The organism is Gammaproteobacteria bacterium, from assembly GCA_019911805.1.
GTDB lineage: Bacteria > Pseudomonadota > Gammaproteobacteria > Thiohalobacterales > Thiohalobacteraceae > JAHJQQ01.
On sequence record JAIOJV010000108.1, the window covers coordinates 1 to 24,536 of the forward strand.

Genomic DNA, 24,536 nt, shown 5'->3' on the forward strand with positions numbered 1-24,536 from the left:
CAGGCCAAGGCCGCCGACGCCAGTCTCGCCAAGGGCGAGACCCTGCCGCCGCTCGCCGGCCTGCCCTTCGCCTTGAAGGACATCTTCCTCACCCGGGGCATCCAGACAACTTGCGCCTCGAAGATCCTGCATAACTTCATCCCGCCCTACACCGCGACCTCGGCGCAGAAGCTGCTCGACCAGGGCATCGCCCTCACCGGCAAGCTCAACATGGACGAGTTCGCGATGGGTTCCTCGACCGAGACCTCGGCCTTCAAGAAGACCAAGAATCCCTGGGACCTGACCCGCACGCCCGGCGGCAGCAGCGGCGGTTCGGCGGCCGCGGTGGCCGCGGGCCTCTGCTACGGTACCTTGGGCACCGACACCGGCGGTTCCATCCGCCAGCCGGCCGCGCTGTGCAACCTCACCGGCATCAAGCCGACCTACGGCCGGGTGTCCCGCTACGGCATGGTCGCCTTCGCCTCCAGCCTCGATCAGGCAGGCCCGATAACCCGTACCGCCGAGGATGCGGCGACCCTGCTCGGGGCCATGACCGGCTTCGACCCACGGGATTCCACCAGCATCGATCGGCCGGTGGAGGATTACCGCGCCGCATTGGGTGGCAGCCTCAAGGGGCTCAAGGTCGGGCTGCCGAAGGAATATTTTGGCGCGGGGCTCGACCCGGCCGTGGGTGCGCTGGTCCAGGCGGCCATCGGCGAGTTGCAGCGGCTCGGCGCCGAACCGGTGGAGATCACGCTGCCCAACGCCGGATTGGCCGTGCCGGCCTACTACGTCGTCGCACCGGCTGAATGCTCCTCGAACCTGTCGCGCTTTGACGGTGTGCGCTTCGGCTACCGTTGCGAGAACCCCAGGGACCTCGAGGACCTCTACACGCGCTCGCGCGGCGAGGGTTTCGGACCCGAGGTAAAGCGCCGCATCATGATCGGCACCTATGCGCTGTCGGCCGGCTACTACGATGCCTACTATCTGAAGGCGCAGCAGGTGCGCCAACTGATCGCGGCTGACTTCAAGCAGGCCTTCCAGGCGGTGGATGTCATCCTCGGCCCGACCTCGCCGACGGTGGCGTTCAAGCTCGGCGAGAGGGTCGATGACCCGGTGACGATGTATCTGTCGGATATTTACACCATCGCCGTGAATCTCGCCGGCCTGCCCGGCATGTCCATCCCGGCCGGCTTCGTCACCGGCCTGCCGGTGGGTCTGCAGCTGATCGGCAACTACTTCGACGAGGCACGCCTGCTCAACGTCGCCCACCAGTACCAGCAGGTGACGGATTGGCACCGACGCGCGCCGGCCGGGTTTGAGTGAATGATTGTTTGTTTGAACCGCCAAGGCGCCAAGGAACCCGTATTAACCGCCAAGGCGCCAAGACGCCAAGAAAGATCGATCAAGGTAACGGCGGTTGGAAGTTCACAAGCGATGGGGTTTTCCCATGTGGTGGCTTTGGGTTTTCATGTAGGGAACCTCTGATTAACCCGTCATTGCGAGGAGCGTAGCGACGCGGCAATCTCCAAACTATTGATCTGCCGTCGAAGGAGATTGCTTCGCTTCGCTCGCAATGACAGTACGACGAATTAACCAGAGGTTCCTTAGACAGATTTTCTTGGCGTCTTGGCGCCTTGGCGGTTCAAAACGAATCTTTGTGTCTTGGTGGTTCAAGATAAAGGTCAGCGGAAATGGAATGGGAAACAGTCATCGGGCTTGAGATTCATGCGCAGCTCGCGACGCAGAGCAAGATCTTCTCGGGTGCGGCGACGGCCTACGGGGCGGAACCGAACACCCAGGCCTGTGCGGTCGATCTCGGGCTGCCGGGCGTGTTGCCGGTGCTGAACAAGGAGGCGGTGCGCATGGCGGTGAAGTTCGGGCTGGCCAGTGGCGCGACGGTCGCGCCGCGCTCGGTGTTCGCGCGCAAGAACTACTTCTATCCCGATCTGCCCAAGGGCTACCAGATCAGCCAGTACGAACTGCCCATCGTGCAACATGGACACATGGACATCGAGCTCGATGACGGCAGCGTCAAGCGCATCGGTGTCACCCGTGCGCACCTGGAAGAGGATGCCGGCAAGTCGCTGCATGAGGACTTTCACGGCCAGACCGGTATCGACCTGAATCGCGCCGGCACGCCGCTGCTGGAGATCGTCTCCGAACCGGACCTGCGTTCGGCCAAAGAGGCCGTCGCCTATATGAAGAAACTGCATTCGCTGGTGCGCTATCTGGAGATCTGCGACGGCAATATGCAGGAAGGCTCCTTCCGCTGCGATGCCAACGTGTCGGTGCGTCCCAAGGGGCAGAAGGAATTCGGCACCCGCGCCGAGATCAAGAACCTCAACTCCTTCCGCTTCGTCGAAAAGGCCATCAACTACGAGGTCGAACGCCAGATCGACCTGATCGAAGGGGGTGGCACGGTCGTCCAGGAAACACGCCTGTACGATGCCAACAAGGACGAGACCCGCTCCATGCGGGCCAAGGAAGAGGCCAATGACTACCGCTATTTCCCGGATCCGGATCTGCTCCCGGTCGAGCTCGACGCCGCCTTCATCGAAGACGTGCGTACGACCCTGCCGGAGCTGCCGGACGCCAAGAAGGCGCGCTTCATGGATCAGTACGGCCTGAGCGCCTACGACGCCGGTGTACTGACCGCCACGCGTGAGCTGGCCGATTACTATGAGGCCGTCGTCGCCGCCGTCGGCGGTGAGGCCAAGCTGTGCGCCAACTGGGTGATGGGCGATCTGTCCGGCTTCCTCAATAAGGAAAACCGGGAGATCGGCGCCGCACCGGTGTCCGCGGACATGCTCGCCGGTATGATCCAGCGCATTCGCGACAACACCATCTCCGGCAAGATCGCCAAGGACGTGTTCGAGGCGATGTGGAACGGGGAGGGTGACGCGGATACAGTGATCGATAAGCGGGGTCTCAGGCAGATCACCGATACCGGCGCCATCGAGGCGGCCATCAAGGACATCCTGGCCAGAAACCCGAAGCAGGTCGAAGGGTACCGCGCCGGCCAGGAAAAACTCCTCGGCTTCTTCGTCGGCCAGGTCATGAAGGCCATGGGCGGCAAGGCCAACCCGGCGCAGCTCAACGAGCTTCTGAAGAAGCACCTGGCGGGTTGATCGAAAACGTTTAACCACCAAGGACACGAAGGACACAAAGTATTGCTTTGTCAGTGGGTCCCTCCGCCCGGAGTGTTCGTCAGACTGTGAGGATGTGGACGATTTTTTTCTCGATAGGTTTTCTTCGTGTCCTTCGTGTCCTTCGTGGTGAATGGTTTTGTCATTATGGACCGAGTAATAAGCTTCTCTCATGACCCAACGCGACAGTGATGTGCTCAGCCGGTTCGTCTTTGAACGCACCAACGTGCGTGGCGAACTGGTGCATCTGGATGCGACCTGTAACCACCAAGGACACGAAGGACACAAACTATTGCTTTGTCAGTGGGTCCCTCCGCCCGGAGTGTTCGTCAGACTGTGAGGATGTGGACGATTTTTTTCTCGATAGGTTTTCTTCGTGTCCGTTGTGTCCTTCGTGGTGAATGGTTTTGTCATTATGGACCGAGTAATAAGCTTCTCTCATGACCCAACGCGACAGTGATGTGCTCAGCCGGTTCGTCTTCGAACGCACCAACGTGCGTGGCGAGCTGGTGCATCTGGATGCGACCTGGCGCGCGATTCTGGAGCGCCGCGACTACCCCGTGCCGGTGCGCGAGCTGCTGGGCCAGGCGATGGCCGCGGCCGCGCTGCTGGTGACCACCATCAAGTTCAACGGTTCGCTGATCCTGCAGATTCAGGGCGACGGCCCGGTGTCCCTGATCGTGGTACAGGTCAAGTCCGACCGTACCCTGCGCGGGCTGGCACACTGGACCGATCCGGTACTCGCCGGACCGCTGGCGCAGCTGGTCGGCAAGGCCCGGCTTGCGATCACCATCGACCAGGGCGGTGACCGCGAGCGCTACCAGGGGATCGTCGCGCTCGAGACCGAAGAACATCTGGCGCACGCCTTCAGGGATTATTTCGAGCGCTCCGAACAGCTCGCCACGCGCCTGTGGCTGGCGGCCAGTGATACGCGCGCGGCCGGCATGCTGCTACAGACGCTGCCCGGTGAGACCGAGGATGCCGATGCCTGGAACCGTGTGGTGCAACTCGCCGCTACCCTCACCGAGCAGGAACTGCTGGAGTTGCCGCAGCGCGATGTGCTGCACCGGTTGTTCCACGAGGAAGACGTGCGGGTCTTCGAGCCGGAGCCGGTGAGCTTCCGCTGTACCTGCACCCGCGAACGCATCGAGGCCGTACTGCGCAGCCTGGGCTACGATGAGGTGCAGGGCATCATCGCCGAACAGGGGCGGGTCAGCGTCGACTGTGAATTCTGTAATCAGAACTACACCTTCGATCCAGTGGACGTGGAGAAGCTGTTCGCAGCCTCCGCGCACCAGCCGACGGTACCGCCGACGCGGCATTGAGCGGACCGGTCATGCCGGAGTATGTTGGAGCCCCGGGCCTGGGCGCGTTCGCTGCAGCCTGTACGCCCGGGCGACGCCGTTTCCAGACGTTGACCAACGGTCGTTCCGACACCAGGATACCTGCCATGAAGACACGCCAAACACCGCTCTGGATCATCAACCTTCCCGATGACTGGGAGGATGAAGAGGACGATGAAGGCGTCACCCTGTTCGACCCCGCGGGCAGCGGTACGCTGAGGATCAGCGCGCTGGAGCGGGACGAGGAGGTCGACGACGCATTCCTCGACTATATGGCAGCCGAGCATCTGGAGGCCGGCGCAGAGCCAGAGGCGGTCGAGTACGGCGACTTCGACGGACTGGGGCTGAGCTATGGCGATGACGACCACTACTGGCGCGAGTGGTATCTGCGCGCGGACAGCGTGATGCTGTACGTCACCTACCATTGCCCGCTGGTGGATGAAGGCCGCGAGGACGATACGGTGGAGGCAATCCTGGAGACCCTGAGCCTCGCTTAGGGTGAATGGTACTCACGTAAGGAATCTCTGATTTGTTCATCATTGCGAGCGAAGCGAAGCAATGACGGTACGACGAATTAATCAGCGGTTCCTTACATCATTCTTGGCCACGGAACCCACGGAACAACACGGAAAGGATTTATTGCCTGAACCCGGCATCATCCCTCCGCGGTCGGGTGGTCGGGTTTTTACAATAGGCCTTTTTCCGTGTTGTTCCGTGGGTTCCGTGGCCATTTTTTCAAGACATCGGCTTGCGTGAATGCCATCGCACCTGGGGCCTGCACCTCCGGGCGATCTGCGGTATGGTGGCCGCACGAAGTCATCGATATCGACACCGCATGCCCGAACGCCTCCTCCTCTGCTCCGATCTCGACCGCACCTTGCTGCCGAACGGCCCGCAGCCGGAATCGCCGCAGGCACGACCGCTGTTGCGGCAGCTGGCCGGGCACCCGGGCGTGATCCTCGCCTATGTCAGCGGTCGGCATCTGGCGCTGATCGAGCAGGCGATCGCCGAGTATGATCTGCCGCGGCCGCAGTTCGCGGTCGGTGACGTGGGCACCAGCATCTACCGCACGGTCGGTGGGGAGTGGCGGCTGTGGGAGCAGTGGTCGCAGCATATCGCCGCGGATTGGCCCGGCCATACGGCGGCGGACCTCGCGGGCCTGTTCGCCGACATCGACGCCATCGTTCTGCAGGAGCCCGGGAAGCAGGGCCGCTTCAAGCTGAGCTATTACGCCGACCCCGCGCTCGATCACGCGGTGCTGCTCGCCGACATGCACCGGCGTCTGCAGGCCCGCGGCCTGCGCGCCAGTCTGGTGTGGAGCGTCGACGAGACCACCGCGACCGGGCTGCTGGATGTACTGCCCGCCGCAGCGACCAAGCTGGGGGCGGTGCGCTTCCTGATGGCGGAACTGGGTGTGGACGCGGCCCACACGCTGTTCGCCGGTGATTCCGGCAACGACCTGCCGGTACTGACCAGCGGCATCCCCGCGGTGCTGGTGGCGAATGCGATTCCCGAAGTGCGCGAGGAAGCGGAATGGGCGGCACAGGAGGCCGGACACGCCGACCGTCTGTACGTCGCCCGCGGCGGCTTTCTCGGTATGAATGGCAACTACACGGCCGGTGTGCTGGAGGGACTGGCGCACTTCCATCCGCAGTGGGTCGAGCGGCTGGCGCAGGTACGCTGACGCGAGCACCCCCGCCCCCTCCCGCGCGCGGCGACGCTCAGTCGCCGGTCGTCTCGATGGAGAACTCCCGCACCTGTGTCAGGTTGGTCAGCGATTCGGCCAGGCGCCGGTAGTTGTCACGCTTGCGGGTGCGGATGACCATCACGTACTCGAAGGTGTCGCTGTCGTCCTTCAGCGCATAGCTCGGGTTGGCGGGCGTGATGCCGTGCTGCACGATCAGTTCCTGCAGCGCCGTCTGCGGCATGATGCTGTCGTGCTCGAAGCGTACCGTGAGCTTGCCGTAGTGCAGCGCCGGGATGGCATTCTCGACCCAGCGGAACAGCGACAGCACCATGAGGCTGATCAGCGTCGCCAGTATGGCCGGCACATAGAACGTCAGCCCCAGCAGGATGCCGATGGCCGCGGTCATCCAGATCGAGGCGGCGGTCGTCAGGCCGCGGATGCTCAGGCCTTCCTTCATCACCACGCCCGCACCGAGGAAGCCGATCCCGGTCATGATGCCCTGGCCCATGCGCGTCGGATCGATGCGGATGGCCTCGAGCGGTACGTTCCCCATGAAATGCAGCTGATGCGTGGTGACCAGCATCAGCAGGCTGGAGGTGACGCATACCAGCGCGTGGGTGCGGAAGCCGGCGGGCCGGCCGTGGGCGGTGCGTTCCAGTCCGATCAGGCCGCCGGTGACGAGCGCGGCGAGCAGGGGCGTGAGGGCGTCGAAGGACAGGACGATCAGGGTATCGAACCAGGGCATGACAGTGCGCAGGCGCTCCTGTGGTGTTGTCGTTATGGGGGCGAACGGCCGGCGCTCAGCTTAGCTTATATCGCCATGATAAAGGAATGGGCGAGCGGTCAGGTCACCGGGCGGTTACCGCACACCGGGCAGGCAGGGTCGCGGCGCAGGCGCAGGGTGCGGATGTCCAGGTTCTTGCCGTCGATCACCAGCAGACGGCCGCACAGTGTCGCGCCGATGCCGGTGATCACCTTGATCACCTCCAGTGCCTGCAGGCTGCCGACGATGCCGACGATGGGCGCCAGTACGCCGTTCTCCGCGCAGGTCTGTTCGGTTTCCGTGCCGTCGCGGTACAGACAACGGTAACAGGGGCTGTCGGGCCGGTCGGCGCGGAACACGGCGACCTGACCTTCCATGCGGATGGCCGAGCCGGACACCAACGGTCGGCGCGCCGCGACGCAGGCCGCGTTGACCGCGAAGCGGGTGGCGAAGTTGTCACACCCGTCCACCACCAGATCGACGGCCTCCACCTGCTCACGCAGCACCTCGCCCGCGAGGCGGGTGGCGACGGGGATCACGCGGGTATCCGGATTGAGCTCGCGGATGCGGGCGACCGCGGAGTCCACCTTGGGGCGACCGAGGTCGGCGTGCCGGTGCAGGATCTGACGCTGCAGGTTGGAGATCTCCACCACGTCGTCATCGGCGATCGCCAGCGTGCCGACGCCGGCCGCGGCGAGGTACAGCGCCACCGGTGAACCCAGCCCGCCGGCACCGACGATCAGTACGCGCGCGTCGAGCAGGCGCTCCTGGGCCTCGATACCGAATTCGGGTAACAGGATCTGACGGCTGTAGCGAAGGAGCTGTTCATCGTCCATCGCGGGGAAGATACAGGCTGGTGGAGCGGCGGTACAAGCGACGCCTCATGCTGCGTTCGTTGTGAGGAGTGAGGGGTGAGGCGTGAGGCGTGAAACCCAATGATTTTTGGCCACGGAACCCACGGAAAACACGGAAAAATTTACGATGTACAAGTCCAGATAGGGACACCACTGTTTTCCTACTGGGCCTTTGGCAGCATCATTTCCGTGTTTTTCCGTGGGTTCCGTGGCTAAAAAAGGGTTTGCTCCTCACGCCTCACGCCTCACTGATCCCCACGACCGGCTCCGTCGTCCGGTGTATCACTGGGCGATCGGTGCGGATAGGCGTAGCTGCAGCCGGCTAGAGATACCGTCGCCAGTGCTCCGGGCGCGGGTCGCGGCAGCCGTGCTCGAGTCGGCGGTAGCGGTTGATGAACACCGCCTGGGTGCAATTGCCGCGGCCACGGCTGCAGCCGCGGGCGGCCTGCTGTGCCTCTTCGCTGTAGTAATACAGCGCACGGCGCAGCTTCATGAACAGGTTGTTGTCGAGGTGGAAGCCGAGTTCGTCGAGCAGGCTGTCGATGACCTGCAGGGTGACATGGGTGATGTCGTACGATACCAGGATGAGCCGGGGATGCCGCGGCTGCACCTGCAGCACGCCTTCGACATCGCTGAGCACGAGCGTCGCCGAGCGGGCCTGGTTCGGATCCTCGTGCGGTTCGCGGAACCAGATCTCGCGGTGCTTGACGGTGTCGGTCGGTTTCTCACTCATGCTGTCGATGCTAACCCGTCTGGCATATTTATCAAGCTCTGGTAGGGTTATTAACCCCCCGGCCTATATAAGAATTTACTGAATCGTTCGGCGCACAGGGGCTGGTGGCAGCATTGTCAGGGGCGGCGTCCCAGCGTCACGCGCGGCTGCCCACCGAGATCGTGGAACGTCTCGATGTCCGTGAAGCCGGCCGTGCGGAACAGGGCCGTGACCGCCTCGGCCTGATCGTAGCCGTGTTCGACCAGCAGCCAACCGCCGCTGTGCAGATACGCGGGCGCGCCGGCGACGAGGACGCGCAGCGCGTCCAGGCCATCCGCGCCGGCAGTCAGCGCATCCGGCGGTTCGAAACGCAGGTCGCCCTGCGCGAGGTGCGGGTCGCCGGCGCGGACATAGGGCGGGTTGCTCAGGATCAGATCGTAACGCCCAGCCGCTGGATCGGGCAGCGGCGCGTACCAGGCGCCGTGCCGGAAATCGACAGCGGTGATGCCCAGCCGCGCCGCATTACGGCGCGCCACGGCGAGCGCCGCGCTCGCCCGGTCCGTCGCCGTCACCCGGCAGCGTGGCCGCTCGCGGGCGATGGCAAGCGCGATGGCACCCGTGCCGGTGCCGAGGTCGGCGACCGCCAGCGCCGCCGCCACCGGGATCCGCGCCAGTGCGAGTTCCACCAGCAGCTCGGTCTCCGGCCGCGGGATCAGTGTCGCCGGCGTCACCTCCAGCTCCAGCGACCAGAACTCGCGCCGGCCGCAGAGGTAGGCAACGGGTTCGCCGGCGGCGCGGCGCGTAACGAGGTCTTCGTAGTGCGCGGCCTGTGCGGCGGTGAGGGTGCGCTCCGGCCAGGCGCGCAGGTGGCTGCGCGCCTGGCCCAGCACGTGGGCGAGCAGCGCCTCGGCGTCCAGGCGCGCGTCATCGGCAGCGGAGCCGGCATGGGTGAGCCGGGTGAGCGCGGTGTGCAGAGCGGTGGCGATGGTCGGCGGCATGCGGGTCGGAGGGAAACGGGGCAGACGGCATCATAGCGTGTCCCGCGCCGGGCGCGGGAGGGGCGTGGCCGTGGCGCCGGCGGTTGCCCCCGTGTCGTGACGGCGCTAAGGTAGCGCCCCGATCTGCATCACAACCTGCCTCTGGATGGCGATTGAAGTGCCGATGTCCCGCCCAGCCACCGCGAAGCCGTCACTGAACCCGCACCGCGCGCTCATCTCTGCCGCGGTACTGGCCGTGCTGCTGTTCCTGGCACAGCTGGGCGTGCTGCTGCACGAACTGGGGCACGACGCCGCCGTGCCCGACGCCTATTGCGCCCTGTGCATCACCGCGCAGCATGTCGGCGATGCCGTGCCGCCGCCGGTGGTGGTTGCGGCCACCGGCGCCCGCGCCCTGGCCCTGCCTGTGCCGCGGCCCGCGCCGGCAGCGGCCGCACCACCCCGCTCCTTTCTCGCCCGCGCCCCGCCCGCACCGGCTCTGCACTGATCGAAGCCGCCGCCCCGTGTGGCGGATCCGGGCCCTGGCCCGTCACCCACCGATCTTTTCCGGAGACCGTCATGCGTATGTCTATCGCCCTTGCGGGCGTGGTCCTGGCCACGTTCATCCCATCCGCCCCGGCGGCGCCCGCTGCCGCAGACGGCGTCGAGCCGGGCACTGAACTCGATGTCCTGCGGCAGGAGATCGAGGCCCTGAGATCCGACTACGAACAGCGTATCCGTGCGCTGGAGCAGCGGCTGCAAGCGGCCGAGGCCCGGTCCGCACCCGCCGTGCCGGTCGCGGCAGCCACGGCGGACCACCCACGCGGCTTCAATCCCGACATCAGTCTGATCCTCGACGGCAAGCTCACGTCCTTCTCCCGGGACCCCGAGGCGTACCGGCTGGAGGGCTTCCAGCTGGGCGGTGAGGCCGGTCCGGGCGAGGAAGGCTTTTCGGTCGCGCATTCGGAGCTGATCCTGAGCGCCAACGTCGACGATCTGTTCTTCGGCCAGCTCACCGCCGCCATCGCCAGCCACGACGGCGCCACCGAGGTCGAGCTGGAGGAGGCCTACGTCGAGACGCCCGGCCTGGGTCATGGCCTGCTGCTGCGCGCCGGGCGTTTCTACTCCGGCATCGGTTATCTCAATCAGCAGCACAGCCACGCCTGGGATTTCGCCGACGCGCCGCTGGTGTATCGGGCGCTGTTCGGCGATCAGCTCAACGACGACGGCGTGCAGCTCAGCTGGCTGGCGCCGACCGACCTCTATGTCACGCTCGGCGCCGAATGGCTGCGCGGTGGTGATTTTCCCGCCGCCGGCGCCAGCCACGGTGGCCTCGGCGCGGGCAGCGTGTTCGCCAAACTCGGCGGCGACGTCGGCGTGAGTCACAGCTGGCAGCTCGGCCTGTCGCACTGGCGTGCCGACGTGACCGATCGCAGCAGTGGCGGACACGCCCACGACGACGGCGCCGCGGCGGCCGTGAGCTTCAGTGGCGACAGCCGGATCAGCGCCCTGGACGCCGTCTGGAAATGGGCACCGGCGGGCAATCCGACGCGCACCTACCTCAAGCTTCAGGGCGAGTATTTCCTGCGTGACGAGGACGGTGTGGTGCGCATCACCCACGATCCCGTGGAGGAGACGTGGTACTCCGGCGAGCAGCGTGGCTGGTATGCCCAGGCCGTCTATCAGTTCGTGCCGCGCTGGCGGGTGGGGCTGCGCTACGACCATCTGAGTGCGGACAACAGCGGCAGCGATGCCGAGGTGCTGGCCGAGGCCGGCCTCGACGGCAGCCGGCACGACCCCGAGCGCTACGCGCTGATGTTCGATTGGTCGCACAGCGAATTCAGCCGCCTGCGCTTGCAGTACAACCGTGATCGCTCGCAGCCGGTCACGGACGACCAATGGTATCTGCAGTACATCATGAGCCTCGGCGCACACGGTGCGCATGCGTATTAGGGCGAGTGACACTTACTTGGGCCGGTGTCTTGAAAAAATGGCCACGGAACCCACGGAACGACACCGAAAGCATTCATCCTCGAAAAAGCAGTTCACCACGAAGGACACGAAGGACACAAAGAAACTCCAAGAGCTACTTTGTTTCGGTGCTTCACCCGGAGGGTGAAGCACTGCGAAAGCCGAAGTGCCTGTCTTTAGCTTCGTGTCCTTCGTGTCCTTCGTGGTGAAAATGAGTTTTTAGGATTTATTGCGTAAACCCGGCATCAGCCCTTCGCGGTCGGGTTGCCGGGTTTTTACAATGAGCCTTTTTTCCGTGTCGTTCCGTGGATTTCGTAGCTGGAATATTTTCAACGGCCGTCGGTCCGGCGTGGGCCGGAATGACGGATCGGACGCACCTGCGTCGATGCATCCGTAAAGAGGAACGATTATGAAATCACACAGGCATTGGCTGGGCATCATCGCGCTGCTGGTGACGTCCAGAGCCTTCGCACTCCAGGTGTTCGCCTGCGAGCCCGAATGGGCGGCGCTTGCGCAGGAACTCGGCGGTGAACGCGTGGCCGTGTTCAGCGCCACCACCGCGCTGCAGGATCCACACCGCATCGAGGCACGGCCCTCGTTGATCGCGAAGCTGCGGCAGGCCGACCTGCTGATCTGTACCGGCGCGGACCTGGAGGCCGGCTGGTTGCCGATGCTGCTGCGCAAGGCGGCGAACATGCGCGTGCAGCCGGGGCGGCCGGGGCACTTCCTGGCGGCCGGGCAGGTGACGCTCAAGGATGTGCCGGCACGGCTGGACCGCGCCGACGGCGACGTGCACGCGGCGGGCAATCCCCACATCCAGACCGATCCACGCAATATTGCGCGGGTCGCCGCGGCGCTCGCCGCGCGTCTGGCCGAGGTGGACCCCGCGGGCGCGGCCGTCTATGCGCAGCGGCAGGCCGCCTTCGCACGCGACTGGGACGTGGCGCTGCGGCGCTGGGAGGCGCAGGCCGCACCCCTGCGCGGGGTGCCGGTAGTGGTGCAGCACAAGAGCTGGGTCTACCTGTTGGACTGGCTGGGACTGGTCGAGGTCGCAGCACTCGAGCCGCGGCCCGGCGTGCCGCCATCGAGCGGCCATCTCGCCGCCGTGCTGGCGACGCTGCGCGCGCAGCCGGCGAGGCTGGTGCTGCACGCGGCCTATCAGGATGCACGTTCGTCGGACTGGCTGGTGCAGCAGACCGGGATCGTGGCGGTCGAACTGCCCTTCACGGTCGGTGGCAGCGCCGGCGCGCAGGATCTTCAGGGGCTGTTCGACGACACGCTCGCGCGGTTGCTGGGGGCACTGCAATGAATCCAGAAAGCCGCAGCTGCCACGGAACCACACGGCCGGCACCGACGTGGAACAATGCTGCAGGCCCACGGTTCAACACCCGGCGCGTGAAGAGCACCGTCGTTCGTGTGAAGCACAGGATCCCGTCCGGGTGTTTCCGTGTGGTTCCGTGGCAAACGAGGTTGCCGGGATGAGTTTCGCCGCACCCGACATCGCGCTGCTCGACATCACCATCCTGGGCCCCGCGCTGCTGGCCGGGTTGCTGGTGGTCGCGACCCACGTGCCGCTCGGGCAGCAGGTGTTGCGGCGCGGCATCATCTTCATCGACCTCGCCATCGCCCAGATCGCCGGCATCGGTGTGATCGCGGCGCACCGCCTCGGCTGGGCGGAGGGCGGCTGGGGCGTACAGTTCGCGGCCGTGGGCGCCGCGCTGGCAGGCGCGCTCGTGCTCACCTGGACCGACCGCCGCTGGCCGCAGCTCCAGGAGGCGCTGATCGGTGCCTCCTTCGTGCTCGCGGCAACCGCCGCCATCCTGCTGCTGAGCCACGACCCGCATGGTGGCGAGCAGCTCAAAGACCTGCTGGTCGGCCAGATCCTGTGGGTGACGCTCGCTGATCTCATACCGGTGCTGGTGCTGTACACGGCCGTGCTGACGCTGTGGTTCACGCTGGGGCCGCGACTGGGGCGGCTTGGCTTCTACACGCTGTTCGCCGTGGCGGTGACCGCCTCGGTACAGCTGGTCGGTGTATATCTGGTGTTCGCCAGCCTGATCATCCCCGCGCTGGCTACACGCGCGCTGCCGGGCCGCCGCCAGCTGGCCATCGGCTACGTCATTGGCGCTGCGGGCTACGCACTGGGCCTGATCGTCTCGGCACTCTACGACCTCCCCAGCGGCGCGGTGATCGTGTGGGCACTGGCGGCGGTCGGCGTGGTGGGAGGCGTGAGGCGTGAGGCGTGAGGAGAAAACCCCTTTTGGCCACGGAAACACACGGAAAAACACGGAAAAAAATCTTAGTTATTGAAAAACCAGGAAGCGTCTTGGTGCCAGTATCGTCCCGGCCCTTGCCGCCGGTTGCCATACCCTGACATGTGTTTCGCCAGGGTTTTTGCAATGGAATTTTTCCGTGTTGTTCCGTGTGTTTCCGTGGCCAAAAGGGGTTTTCCCCCTCACGCCTCACGCCTGACTCCTCACTCCTCACTCCAACACCAACCGCCCGTACTCGCCGAGTGCCACGGCGATCTCCTGCAGGGTGGGGAGTTGCGCCAGCCAGGGGTCATCGAAGGCCCCGCCGCAGGTGAGCGAGCGTACGTCCGGCTGGCGCTCGGAGTGCAGGCGGAAGACGTAGGCCTGCATGCGCCGGGTCTCCCAGCCACCGAAGCCCCAGTGTCCGAACCCGACGCCGATCCCCACGCCGACCGCTGCGGTGTCGAGGCTGGCGATCTGCAGGTGGTCTGCCGCGACGACGTTGTCGCGGCGGGTGGAAATGGCCGTCACGGCGAAGCTGTCGGCACGGAGCGCCTGTGGCGCGTCACTCAGGGTGTTGACCTCGAGCTGACAGTGCGGCTGGAACTCGTTGACGCCCGCGACCACCGCGCCGCCCTGCAGATAGACACGGGTGCGCCCGGCACGGACGGTCAGGTCGCGGCGCAGTTCGAACGTGCCTTGGCGCACCGGCACGTAGCCACCGCGCTCGGTATCGAGGATCCGCGGTGGTCCGCAGCCCGCCAGCAGCGCGAGCAGCGCGACGATAACCACAACTCGATCGGTCTTGAACATGTGGACCCCGACAGGCTCCTAGCCATCAACTATAGTCTGCGCCTTCAGGCCGGGGTAGTCGCAGGCGGCTACAGGGCGGCCTGGAGTGCCTGCTGGCACATCTCACGGTATTCCCCGGAGAAGAAGAACTGCTCCTCGCCAAAGGCCGGCTGCAGCTGATCCAGCCAGGTGGCGTCGGGGTCGTAGCGGGCGAAGAACGGCTGCTGCACCCAGTCCGGATTGCGCCCTTGAATGAAGCGCAGCACGAAGACCTTCTCGCCATGGATCTCGGTGATGCCCTGGATCTCCACTTTGCCGGGTCCGGCGCTCATGGACGGGCCACGGGCGGTGCGGCTCAGCCCGGATACCTGCCGGATGGCGTCGCGATAGACCTCGTAGGCGCGCGCCAGCGGCACCTCGAAGTAGTGGCGCGCACCGGTGTCGCGCTCGACGAACATGTAGTAGGGCACCAGACCCAGGCCGGTCTGAGTACGCCACATGCGCGCCCACACGTCCGGGTCGTCATTGATATGCCGAACCAGCGGGGCCTGGGTACGGATCACCACGCCGGTGTCACGCACGCGGCGCAGCGCCTCCCGCACCACCGGGGTCTCCAGTTCCTGCCAGTGGTTGAAGTGCGCCATCAGCGCGACATGCTTGCCGCGCCGCACCAGTTTCTCGAACAGGCGCAGCAGCGCATCGGCGTCCGGATCGGTCACATAACGCTGTGGCCAGAAGGTCATGGACTTGGTGCCGATGCGCAGCGTCTGCACGTGGTCGAGCCGCGGCTGCAGCAGCGGCTCGAGGTAATTCTCGAGGTTCTGCGTCTTCATCACCATGGGGTCGCCGCCGGTGATGAGCAGGTCGCTGATGGCGCGATCACGGGCCAGATAGCGGTGCAGGGTCTCCGCCTCGTTGCTGGCAAAGCGCAGTTCCTTGTCGCCGACGAACTGCGCCCAGCGGAAGCAGAACGTGCAATAGGAATGGCACACCTGGCCCTGGCTGGGGAAGAACAGCACCGTCTCCCGGTATTTGTGCTGCATGCCCGGCAGCGCCTCGCCGTCGAGCATGGGCACATTCAGTTCCTGCTGGCCGGCGGGATGCGGATTGAGCCGGGCCTGGATCTCGCGGGCGAGTTGCTTGATTTCGGCCCGATCCAGGCCCTTGCGCAGGGCATCGGCCATGCGGTCGAAATCGGCGGGTTCCAGCATGCCCTGCTGCGGGAAGGTCAGCTGAAAGACGGGGTCATCGGGGACGCGCTCCCAGTCGATCAGCTCGTCGATGACATATTGATTGACCCGGAACGGCAGTACCTGGGCGACCACGCGCATCACGAAGCGTTGTTCCTCGGACAGGCGCCGCAGGGGCGCGATCTGATCCAGCTGGCGCTCCGTATAGACTTGAAAACGGGTGTTGCGGGTGTACTCCCCATACAGCGCATCGCGCCTGATCTGAATGTTCGTCGGCTGAGACATGCGAACCTCTTTTGAGCTGTGGGCACGGTCAGACGCGCACGGGCACCAAACCGGCCGCAGGGCCTCGTGGTGCGGCTTCCCCGCAGGGGAAGAAATCGAATTGTCGACTGCGAACCTGCCGGACCGCCGTCACATCTGGGTGACGGCCGTACCTGAAGCGTGGTCGACGGAAGATCGTCGGCTACGCGGAATGGGGATGGGCGGTACCCCTTCCCCTCGAGTCGCCGCACCGCGGCTGATGAACAAAATGTGGCTGATGAACAAAATTGCGTGAGGACCGGAGGGTACGTGAATTCGCCCGGCAACTCAAATCGTGGGCGTGATTTTGGCTGTAAGTGCTTGAATAGTAGCGCGTCGTCGGCAGTACGGCCGCGGCGTGCGTTCAGTCGGTCAGATAGTATTCCACCGTCGATACCACCCGGACCTTCTTGATGTAGGGCGTGTTGCTGTCACGGTCGTCGATGGAAAACTGCCCCTGGCTGGCGGTCTTGATCCGGCCGAGCAGGCTGGCCGAATCGGCGGCAAATTTGCCCGCGACCTCGCGCGCATTGCGGGTCGCCTCCTCGATCATGTCCGGCTTGATGTCGTTGAGACCGGTGAACAGGAACTGGGTGCGCGCCTGATAGTCATCCCCGCTGATCACCACGCCCTGCTTGCCGAGGTCGACCAGCCGGGTCTGGGTCGCGCGGACCTGGTCGGTCTTAGTCGTGTAGACGGTAATGGCCGACGTCGCCACGTAGCGGAACAGGACACCACCGCCGTCGCCATAGCTCTGCGCCTGGCGATCGGTGATGGCGGGTGCCGACACCGAGATCTCCTCCGCGGTGAAACCGTGCTCGAGGAGAAAGTCCGTCACCAGGGTATTGTCCCGCTCGATGCGCGCATAGAGACTGACCAGATCGTTGTCCGCCTCGCTGAAGCGGATCGGCCAGATGGCGATGTCCGTCGGCACCTCACGCTCCGCCAGTCCCTTTACCGTCACTGTCCGCTCCAGCGCCTTGCCCTCCAGAAAGCCGCTGCTGCCGAGATAGCCCAGCCCGATCAGGCCGGCACAGAGGAAGGCACCGAGGATAAAGGCGCCGGGTGTGCTGGATGTCGTCATGGGGTTCTCCGCTGTGCGCCGCTGTGAGAAAACTTCAAGATACTATAGGCCACGAAACCCACGAAAGATGCCCTGTCCGGAAAACCCGTTTCAGCCACGGAAACACACGGAAGGTGGGGGGATGCGGTGGGTTTTGTATTCCGTGTGCTTCCGTGGCCAAAGCCGTTTTGCGGGTTGCTGCGCTCGCCCGCGCCCTCACGCCTGCAGCGCAGCCAGCTGATCGGCCTGGTATTCATTGATCAGCGGCTCGATGACCTCGTCGAGATGACCTTGCAAGATGCTGTCAAGTTTGTACAGCGTCAGATTGATGCGGTGGTCGGTGAGTCGGCCCTGCGGGATATTGTAGGTGCGGATGCGCTCCGAGCGGTCACCGCTGCCGACCAGCCGGCGACGGGTCTCGGTCTGCTCGGCCGCCTGTTTGTCGCGTTCGGCCGTGAGCAGTCGGGCGGCCAGCAGCGACAGGGCGCGGGCACGGTTCTTGTGCTGCGAACGCTCGTCCTGACACTCGACCACGATGCCGCTCGGCAGGTGAGTGATGCGGATGGCCGAATCGGTCTTGTTGACGTGCTGGCCGCCGGCACCGGAGGCGCGGTAGGTGTCCACCTTCAGGTCGGCCGGGTTGATGTCCACGGCATCCACCTCCTCGACCTCGGGCAGGATGGCGACGGTGGCGGCCGAGGTGTGGATGCGGCCCTGCGATTCGGTGGCAGGGACGCGCTGTACGCGGTGTGCACCGGACTCGAACTTGAGGCGCGAGTACGCGCCCTGGCCGAGGATGCGCGCGATGATCTCCTTGTAGCCGCCGTGCTCGCCGGGACTTTCGCTCAGCACCTCGACCTGCCAGCGGCGCAGCTCTGCATAGCGCGTATACATGCGGAACAGATCACCGGCGAAGATCGCCGCCTCATCGCCGCCGGTGCCGGCGCGGATCTCCAGAAAGATATTGCTGTTGTCGAAGGGATCGCTGGGCAGCAGCAGCATCTGCAGTTCCCGTTCCAGCGCCTCGCCGCGGGCACGCGCGGCGGCCAGCTCGTCCTGGGCCATGGCGCGCATGTCGGCGTCCGGGTCCTTCAGCAGCTGCTCGGCGGCGGCACTGTCGTCCAGCGTCTGGCGATAGCGCGCGAAGCACTGCACCACCGGCTCCAGCTCGGCGTACTCGATCGACAGTGCGCGGAACCGGTTCTGGTTGTTGATGATCTCCGGCGTCGACAGCAGTACGCCCACTTCTTCGAAGCGGTCGCTCAGGGTCTCGAGCTTGATGCGGATGGAATCTTTCACGCGGATGCGCGGTGCCGCTCAGGCATCGGATTTGGGCAGGCCCAGCAGTTCGCGCGCGGTGCGGATGAAATCGCTGCGGCCGTCGTAACCGGCCTGGCGCAGGGAGGCGCTGGGATTGTGGGTCAGCTTGTTGGTCAGGGTGTGGGCCAGATAACGCAGTACCTGCTCCGGGTCCTCGCCGCGTGCCAGCCGGCGGCGCGCCTTCTCCAGCACCGCGCCGCGCACGGCGTCGGCGCGGTCGCGAAATTCGCGGATGGTCGCGACGGCATCCAGCGAGCGCAGCCAGCCCATGAAGTGGGCACACTGCACCTCGATGATCTCTTCCGCCTGCGTGGCCGCCTCCTGGCGGGATTTCATGTTTTCCTGGATGACCTCCTGGAGATCGTCGACGGTGTAGAGATAGACGTCCGCCAGCTCGGCGACCTCGGGTTCGATGTCGCGCGGTACGGCGATATCGACCATGAAGATAGGGCGGTGCTTGCGTGCCTTCAGGGCACTCTCGACCGCACCCTTGCCGAGGATCGGCAGCTGGCTGGCGGTGGAGGAGATCACGATGTCGGCCTCGACCAGGTGGGCTGGCATCTCCGCCAATGCGATCGCGTAGCCATTGAATTCCGACGCCAGCGCGTGCGCGCGTGCGACCGTGCGGTTGGCGACGATCATGCGGCCGAGGTTTTGGTCGGCGAGGTGGCGTGCGGCCAGCTCGATGGTCTCACCGGCACCGATCAGCAGCGCGGTGTGCTCGCTCAGGTCACCGAAGATCTGCCGGGCGAGGCTGACCGCCGCGAACGCGACCGATACCGGGCTCGCGCCGATGGCGGTATCGGTACGCACCTGCTTGGCGACGGTGAAGGTGTGCTGGAAGAGCTTGCCGAGCTGCGCCTCCAGCGTGCCGGCCGCGCGCGCGTCCTGGAAGGCCGCCTTCATCTGGCCGAGGATCTGCGGTTCGCCCAGGATCATCGAATCCAGACCCGCGGCGACACGAAACATGTGACGGATGGCGGCCTGATCCGGATATATATAAAGGAGTGGCGCGAGCTGCTCGGGACTCAGCCGATGGTAATCGCCCAGCCAGCCGATGACCGCGTCGCTGTCACCGCCTTCCAGATGGCAATAGAGCTCGGTGCGGTTGCAGGTCGAGAGGATCGCCGCCTCGCGTACCTGTGGCAGGCCCGCGAGCTCGCGCAGGGCATCACCCAGCCGCTCGGGCGGGAACGCCACACGTTCGCGGATATCCACCGGCGCAGTGCGATGATTGATGCCTAGGGCGATGAGGGACATGAACGGAAGGTTGCCGGAATGAGCCGGAAATTCTGCGGGATGCAGGGGGTGAATACAAGCGAGCCGGGGCCGCCCGCCGGCGGGTGGCCGGCGATTGCCGGTTTCGGCCCGACATGCTGCTAGAATAGCAAGCCCTGATCATCTGCAAGGATCGGCCCGGTGCGACGGCCCCCAATGAAGCTCTCCCTACGGTTGCTGCTGTTCCCCCTGTCCGTGGTGCTGACCGCCTGTGCGACGCTGCCACCGGAGCCCGTCGCCGTGCCGGACACCGTCCCGGCCGACGCGACCGCGCCGATCCTGCGACAGCCGCCCCTGCCGGCCGCGGCCGGTAGCGAGGAGTCGGACACCCTGAGCGGTGCCCTGCTGTTCGATATCCTGCTCGGCGAAATCGCCGGCCAGCGCGATCGCCTGGACGTGTCGGTCAGCCATTACCTGCGTGCCAGCGAAGAGAGCGACGATCCACGCGTCGCCGAGCGCGCCCTGCACATCGCGTTGTTCGCCAAGGACGAGGACGCCGCGCTGACCGCCGCACGGCGCTGGGTGGAGCTGGATCCGGTGCGCCAGGAGGCGCGGCAGTCGCTGGCCATGCTGGCGATGCACGCGCGTATCACTGACGAGGCCTATGAGCAGCTCGACTATCTGCTGTCCACCGCCCAGGATGACGAGCAGGCCTACACCATGATCACCGGCCTGCTGGCGCGCGGTGAGGACCGCGAGCTGGCGCTGGCGCTCATGGACCGGCTGACCCAGGCGCATGCGGGTTCCGCCGACGCGCACCTCGCCTACAGCCGCCTGGCCCTGCATGCCGGCAACGCGGAGCTGGCGCTGAGCGAGGTGGGGCAGTCGCTGGCGCTACGCCCAGGCTGGGCCGACGCCATCGTCCTGCGGGCTGCAGTGCAGATGCGGCTGGGGCAACCCGAACAGGCACGGCACGGGCTCGAGGCCGCCATCGCCGCCCAGCCGGAGAATTCCGACCTGCGCCTGGCGCTGGCGCGCCTGCTGCTGGATCTGCGCGACCTGCCCGCCGCCCGCGTGCAGTTTCAGGAGGTCATCCGGCGCCAGCCCGAGCAGGCCGACGCACGCTTCTCGCTGGGCCTGCTGGCGGTCGAGCAGAAGCAGTACAAGCAGGCCGAGGGTCATTTCCGCAAGCTGCTGGAGTCGGGTCAGCGCCAGCAGGAGGCGCGCTACTATCTGGGCCGGGTCGCCGAACTGCGCGGTGACAAGCAGGCGGCCCTGGACTGGTATACCACCATCACCGAGGGTGACTATTGGATAGAGGCACAGATCCGCAGCGCCGATCTGCAGGCCGATCTCGGCGACCTGGCGGGTGCGCGCCGACACCTCCAGTCGCTGCGTCTGCAGAACCCGCGGCTGGCGGTGCGCCTGTATCTGGTCGAGGGCGAGATCCTCATACACGCCGGCGAGCTCGCCGCGGCCATGCAGGTCTACAACGAGGTGCTGGTCGATGCACCCGACAATCATGAGGTGCTGTACGCCCGCGCCCTGCTGGCCGAGCGGCTCGGTGAGTCCGCGCTGGCCGAACGCGACCTGCAGCGCATCGTCACGGCGGACCCGGGCAATTTCCACGCCCTCAACGCCCTCGGCTATACCCTGGCCGACCGCAACGAACGTCTTGACGAGGCGCTCGCGCTGATCCAGGAGGCACTGGTGCTGGCACCGGACGAGGCCGCGATCATCGACAGCATGGGCTGGGTGCAGTACCGCTTGGGCCGGCTGGACGCGGCGGTCGAACAACTGCAGCGTGCCTACGCCCTGAGTGATGAGGATCCGGAGGTCGCGGCCCATCTGGGCGAGGTCCTGTGGGCCCAGGGACGCCATGCCGAGGCGCGCCGCGTCTGGGACAAGGCGCGCCGCGCCCATCCCGACAACCAGCCGCTGCTGCGGACTCTGGAGCGCCACGGCCTGTGAGCTGTCCGGCGTGTCTTCCGGTGCGCGGGGTTCTGTATGTCCTGACGGTCGGCGCCACCGTGCTGTGGCTGGGCGCCTGCACCCGGATGCCGGCGCCTGAACGTGCCTGGGCGCCGCCGCCGGCGGAGGACTGGGCGCTGGACGGGCGTATCGCCGTACAGTCCGGCAACGAGGGCTGGCATGCCGGCCTGCGCTGGGTGCAGACCGGCGTGGCCTTCCGTATCGAGCTCAGCGGCCCGCTCGGCCAGGGCGCCGTGCGCCTGTGGGGCGATGCCGCCGGCGTCACCCTCGAACGCGCCGACGGCCTGCGCGACCACGCGGCCGATGCCGCGGTGCTGCTGGAACGCCTTACCGGCTGGGCACTGCCGGTCGATGGTCTGCGCTTCTGGGTGCGCGGGCGGGCCGTGCCGGGGCGGCCGGCGCACTGGGCCTATGACGATGCCGGCCGGCCGTTGCGCCTGCGGCAGGACGGCTGGGACATCCGCTATACGGCCTACCAGGCGCCCCCCGCCGACGCCGGCCTGCCACGGCGCATCGAACTGGTCCGCGACGGCCTCCAGGCCAAGCTGATCATCGACCGCTGGGCGGCGGTTCCCGGCTGAACGCGTGGCCGCGCTGCCACCCGCTCGGGACGCGGCCAGAGGCTGGCCGGCACCCGCCAAGCTGAACCTGTTCCTGCACGTCACCGGCCGGCGGCCCGATGGTTTCCATACGTTGCAGACCGTCTTCCAGTTTCTCGACATCGCCGATGGCATCGGCCTGCGGGTCGAATCCGGTGGCGGGATCCGACGGTCCACCCCGTTCCCTGGCGTGCCCGCCGAGCGCGACCTGACGGTGCGGGCCGCCCGGCTGCTGCAGGCCGAGGCCGGCACCGACCACGGTGTCACCATCGCGATCGACAAGCGCCTGCCCCTGGGCGGCGGCCTTGGTGGCGGGAGTTCCGACGCCGCCACCACCCTGGTCGTCCTCAACCAGCTCTGGGGCATCGGCTTTTCTGTCGACCGCCTGGCGGAGCTGGGCCTGCGTCTCGGTGCGGACGTGCCGGTGTTCGTACGCGGCCAGGCCGCCTGGGCCGAGGGCGTGGGCGAGCGGCTCACCCCGGTGACCCTCCCCGAGCCTTGGTACCTGATCATCGTGCCGGCCGTAACAGTCTCAACGGCTGAGGTTTTCTCGGCGCCCGAATTGACACGCCATACGCCGCCCATCACAATAGCCGACTTTCTTTCGGGAGTCGGTGGCAACGATTGCGAGCCGGTCGTGCGCCGGCGCTACCCCGAGGTCGGTCACGCGCTGGACTGGCTGGGCCGGTACGCGCCGGCCCGCCTGACCGGCACCGGGGCCTGTGTATTCGCATCCTTCGCCGAGCGCGGCGACGCGCAGCAGGTGCTCACGCAACTGCCCGCAGGCTGGCGTGCCTTCATCGCGCGCGGCCGCAACCGGTCGCCGCTGCACGAAAGATTGGATGCTGATACACCAGGTACTAGGTTCTAGGTACTAGGGTTTCCGTGGTCCTAGTACCTAGAACCTAGTACCTGATCTTAATGGGGCGTCGCCAAGCGGTAAGGCACGGGATTTTGATTCCCGCATACCCAGGTTCGAATCCTGGCGCCCCAGCCAAAGGTAAGTGGACCGCGTTGTGCGCAACTGTTTATTCGAAGTGCACAGCGCGGCGCCAGGATGAGAACCGTGAGGTTCGACGCAAGCGCGTAGCGCGCAGCGAACGGCGCAGCCGGCCCCGGAGGGGCGAACGGCCACCGGCCGTGAGTCATCCTGGCGCCCCAGCCAAAGGTAAATGGACCGCGTTGTGCACAATTGTGTATTCGAAGTGCACAGCGCGGCGCCAGGATGAGAACCGTAAGGTTCGACGCAAGCGCGAAGCGCGCAGCGAACGGCGCAGCCGGCCCCGGAGGGGCGAACGGCCGCCAGCCGTGAGTCATCCTGGCGCCCCAGCCATTCATAGCCATACGTACAGACGAACTATATCAGAGGGTCTGCCGTGGACGAGACTGAAAGCCGGATGATGGTATTTACCGGGAATGCCAACACGCAGTTGGCCCAGGACATCGTCAACTACCTGAAGATGCCGCTGGGCAAGGCGGTGGTCGGGCGCTTCAGTGATGGCGAGATCATGGTCGAGATCATGGAGAACGTGCGCGGCCGCGACGTGTTCGTGCTGCAGCCGACCTGCGAACCGACCAACGACAACTTGATGGAGTTGCTGGTGATGGTCGACGCCATCCGGCGGTCGTCGGCGGCGCGTATCACCACAGTGATCCCGTATTTCGGCTATGCCCGCCAGGATCGCCGGCCACGTTCGGTGCGCGTACCCATCACCGCCAAGGTGGTCGCCGACATGATCTGCAAGGTTGGCGCGCACCGCGTATTGACGGTGGATCTGCATGCCGACCAGATCCAGGGATTTTTCGACATCCCGGTGGACAACGTGTATGCATCGCCGATTCTGTTGGGCGACCTCTGGCGGCAGACATATACCGATCCCATAGTCGTGTCACCGGACGTGGGCGGTGTGGTGCGTGCCCGCGCGATCGCCAAGCGACTGGATGACGCCGACCTGGCCATCATCGACAAGCGCCGCTCCAAGCCCAATGAAGCGAGGGTGATGAACATCATCGGCAAGGTCGAAGGTCGCGACTGCATCCTGATCGACGACCTGGTCGACACCGCCGGCACCCTCTGCCAGGCGGCGCGCGCGCTGAAGGATCGCGGCGCGCGCAGCGTCACGGCCTACTGCACGCACCCGGTGCTGTCGGGGCCGGCGATCTCGAATATCGAGAAATCGGTGCTCGATGAACTGGTGGTGACCGACACCATCCCGCTGCGCCCGGACGCGCGGAAGTGTTTACGGATCCGCGTACTGAGTATCGCCGAAATGCTGGCCGAGACCATGCGCCGCATCAGCGATGAAGAGTCGGTCAGCTCGCTGTTTATGGATTGATGGGGGAAGTCGGGATTCGGGGGTCGGGATTCGGGATTC

22 protein-coding genes and 1 tRNA gene are annotated in these 24,536 nt (G+C 65.8%); 14 read left to right on the forward strand and 9 right to left on the reverse strand.

What is annotated here, in order from left to right; all coding sequences use genetic code 11:
• From gatA to K8I04_13670, 5 genes are all read left to right on the forward strand, one after another.
• On the forward strand, positions 1–1,305 hold a 1,305-nt coding region (gene gatA, locus K8I04_13650; GenBank protein MBZ0072757.1), incomplete at its 5' end, for an Asp-tRNA(Asn)/Glu-tRNA(Gln) amidotransferase subunit GatA.
• A 368-nt stretch (positions 1,306–1,673) separates the two neighbouring features.
• Positions 1,674–3,110: an Asp-tRNA(Asn)/Glu-tRNA(Gln) amidotransferase subunit GatB gene (gene gatB / locus K8I04_13655; GenBank protein MBZ0072758.1), complete on the forward strand. Its 1,437-nt coding sequence runs from the start codon at positions 1,674–1,676 to the stop codon at positions 3,108–3,110.
• Between the two features lie 458 nt (positions 3,111–3,568).
• Entirely contained in the window at positions 3,569–4,453 is an 885-nt protein-coding gene (gene hslO / locus K8I04_13660) for an Hsp33 family molecular chaperone HslO (GenBank protein MBZ0072759.1), read from the forward strand.
• A gap of 125 nt (positions 4,454–4,578) precedes the next feature.
• A complete protein-coding gene (locus K8I04_13665) occupies positions 4,579–4,968 on the forward strand; it encodes a hypothetical protein (protein MBZ0072760.1) in 390 nt (129 codons plus the stop codon).
• 338 nt (positions 4,969–5,306) lie between these two features.
• Positions 5,307–6,155, forward strand: coding sequence for an HAD-IIB family hydrolase (locus K8I04_13670; protein MBZ0072761.1), 849 nt, complete (start codon positions 5,307–5,309; stop codon positions 6,153–6,155).
• A 37-nt stretch (positions 6,156–6,192) separates the two neighbouring features.
• Here the strand turns inward: K8I04_13670 and K8I04_13675 are convergent, their stop codons facing one another.
• The 4 genes from K8I04_13675 to prmC all read right to left on the reverse strand — a co-directional run bounded on the left by K8I04_13675 (position 6,193) and on the right by prmC (position 9,485).
• Positions 6,193–6,903: an MgtC/SapB family protein gene (locus K8I04_13675; protein ID MBZ0072762.1), complete on the reverse strand. Its 711-nt coding sequence runs from the start codon at positions 6,901–6,903 to the stop codon at positions 6,193–6,195.
• Positions 6,904–7,001: 98 nt separating this feature from the next.
• The gene (locus tag K8I04_13680; GenBank protein ID MBZ0072763.1) at positions 7,002–7,757 is read right to left on the reverse strand and encodes a molybdopterin-synthase adenylyltransferase MoeB; all 756 of its coding nucleotides are present in this window, start codon (positions 7,755–7,757) and stop codon (positions 7,002–7,004) included.
• Between the two features lie 340 nt (positions 7,758–8,097).
• On the reverse strand, positions 8,098–8,508 hold the full coding sequence (locus K8I04_13685; GenBank protein MBZ0072764.1) for a hypothetical protein: 411 nt from the start codon (positions 8,506–8,508) through the stop codon (positions 8,098–8,100).
• A gap of 116 nt (positions 8,509–8,624) precedes the next feature.
• Positions 8,625–9,485 (reverse strand): peptide chain release factor N(5)-glutamine methyltransferase, encoded by an 861-nt coding sequence (prmC, locus tag K8I04_13690; GenBank protein ID MBZ0072765.1) that lies wholly within the window; start codon positions 9,483–9,485, stop codon positions 8,625–8,627.
• A gap of 163 nt (positions 9,486–9,648) precedes the next feature.
• Here prmC and K8I04_13695 point away from each other — a divergent pair, with 163 nt between their 5' ends.
• The 4 genes from K8I04_13695 to K8I04_13710 all read left to right on the forward strand — a co-directional run bounded on the left by K8I04_13695 (position 9,649) and on the right by K8I04_13710 (position 13,678).
• Entirely contained in the window at positions 9,649–9,969 is a 321-nt protein-coding gene (locus K8I04_13695) for a hypothetical protein (GenBank protein MBZ0072766.1), read from the forward strand.
• Between the two features lie 71 nt (positions 9,970–10,040).
• Complete coding sequence (locus tag K8I04_13700; GenBank protein ID MBZ0072767.1) at positions 10,041–11,414, forward strand: carbohydrate porin; 1,374 nt, start codon at positions 10,041–10,043, stop codon at positions 11,412–11,414.
• A gap of 427 nt (positions 11,415–11,841) precedes the next feature.
• On the forward strand, positions 11,842–12,741 hold the full coding sequence (locus tag K8I04_13705; protein MBZ0072768.1) for a zinc ABC transporter substrate-binding protein: 900 nt from the start codon (positions 11,842–11,844) through the stop codon (positions 12,739–12,741).
• A gap of 169 nt (positions 12,742–12,910) precedes the next feature.
• Positions 12,911–13,678 carry a metal ABC transporter permease gene (locus K8I04_13710; GenBank protein ID MBZ0072769.1) on the forward strand — a complete coding sequence of 256 codons (768 nt, stop codon included), beginning with the start codon at positions 12,911–12,913 and terminating at the stop codon, positions 13,676–13,678.
• A gap of 237 nt (positions 13,679–13,915) precedes the next feature.
• On the opposite strand, the gene K8I04_13715 is transcribed toward K8I04_13710, so the two are convergent.
• From K8I04_13715 to hemA, 5 genes are all read right to left on the reverse strand, one after another.
• On the reverse strand, positions 13,916–14,497 hold the full coding sequence (locus K8I04_13715) for a hypothetical protein (GenBank protein ID MBZ0072770.1): 582 nt from the start codon (positions 14,495–14,497) through the stop codon (positions 13,916–13,918).
• 68 nt (positions 14,498–14,565) lie between these two features.
• Complete coding sequence (locus K8I04_13720; protein ID MBZ0072771.1) at positions 14,566–15,933, reverse strand: lysine 2,3-aminomutase; 1,368 nt, start codon at positions 15,931–15,933, stop codon at positions 14,566–14,568.
• 400 nt (positions 15,934–16,333) lie between these two features.
• Positions 16,334–17,053 carry an SIMPL domain-containing protein gene (locus K8I04_13725; protein ID MBZ0072772.1) on the reverse strand — a complete coding sequence of 240 codons (720 nt, stop codon included), beginning with the start codon at positions 17,051–17,053 and terminating at the stop codon, positions 16,334–16,336.
• A gap of 195 nt (positions 17,054–17,248) precedes the next feature.
• The gene (prfA, locus tag K8I04_13730; protein ID MBZ0072773.1) at positions 17,249–18,331 is read right to left on the reverse strand and encodes a peptide chain release factor 1; all 1,083 of its coding nucleotides are present in this window, start codon (positions 18,329–18,331) and stop codon (positions 17,249–17,251) included.
• A gap of 18 nt (positions 18,332–18,349) precedes the next feature.
• Positions 18,350–19,612, reverse strand: a complete 1,263-nt coding sequence (gene hemA / locus K8I04_13735; protein ID MBZ0072774.1) for a glutamyl-tRNA reductase — start codon at positions 19,610–19,612, stop codon at positions 18,350–18,352.
• Positions 19,613–19,786: 174 nt separating this feature from the next.
• Here hemA and K8I04_13740 point away from each other — a divergent pair, with 174 nt between their 5' ends.
• From K8I04_13740 to K8I04_13760, 5 genes are all read left to right on the forward strand, one after another.
• Complete coding sequence (locus tag K8I04_13740) at positions 19,787–21,541, forward strand: tetratricopeptide repeat protein (GenBank protein ID MBZ0072775.1); 1,755 nt, start codon at positions 19,787–19,789, stop codon at positions 21,539–21,541.
• A 20-nt stretch (positions 21,542–21,561) separates the two neighbouring features.
• Positions 21,562–22,143, forward strand: coding sequence for a lipoprotein insertase outer membrane protein LolB (lolB, locus tag K8I04_13745; GenBank protein ID MBZ0072776.1), 582 nt, complete (start codon positions 21,562–21,564; stop codon positions 22,141–22,143).
• 13 nt (positions 22,144–22,156) lie between these two features.
• Entirely contained in the window at positions 22,157–23,032 is an 876-nt protein-coding gene (gene ispE / locus K8I04_13750) for a 4-(cytidine 5'-diphospho)-2-C-methyl-D-erythritol kinase (GenBank protein MBZ0072777.1), read from the forward strand.
• 51 nt (positions 23,033–23,083) lie between these two features.
• Positions 23,084–23,158 (forward strand) — tRNA-Gln (locus K8I04_13755).
• Between the two features lie 400 nt (positions 23,159–23,558).
• Positions 23,559–24,497 (forward strand): ribose-phosphate diphosphokinase, encoded by a 939-nt coding sequence (locus K8I04_13760; GenBank protein MBZ0072778.1) that lies wholly within the window; start codon positions 23,559–23,561, stop codon positions 24,495–24,497.
• The last annotated feature ends 39 nt before the right edge of the window (positions 24,498–24,536 follow it).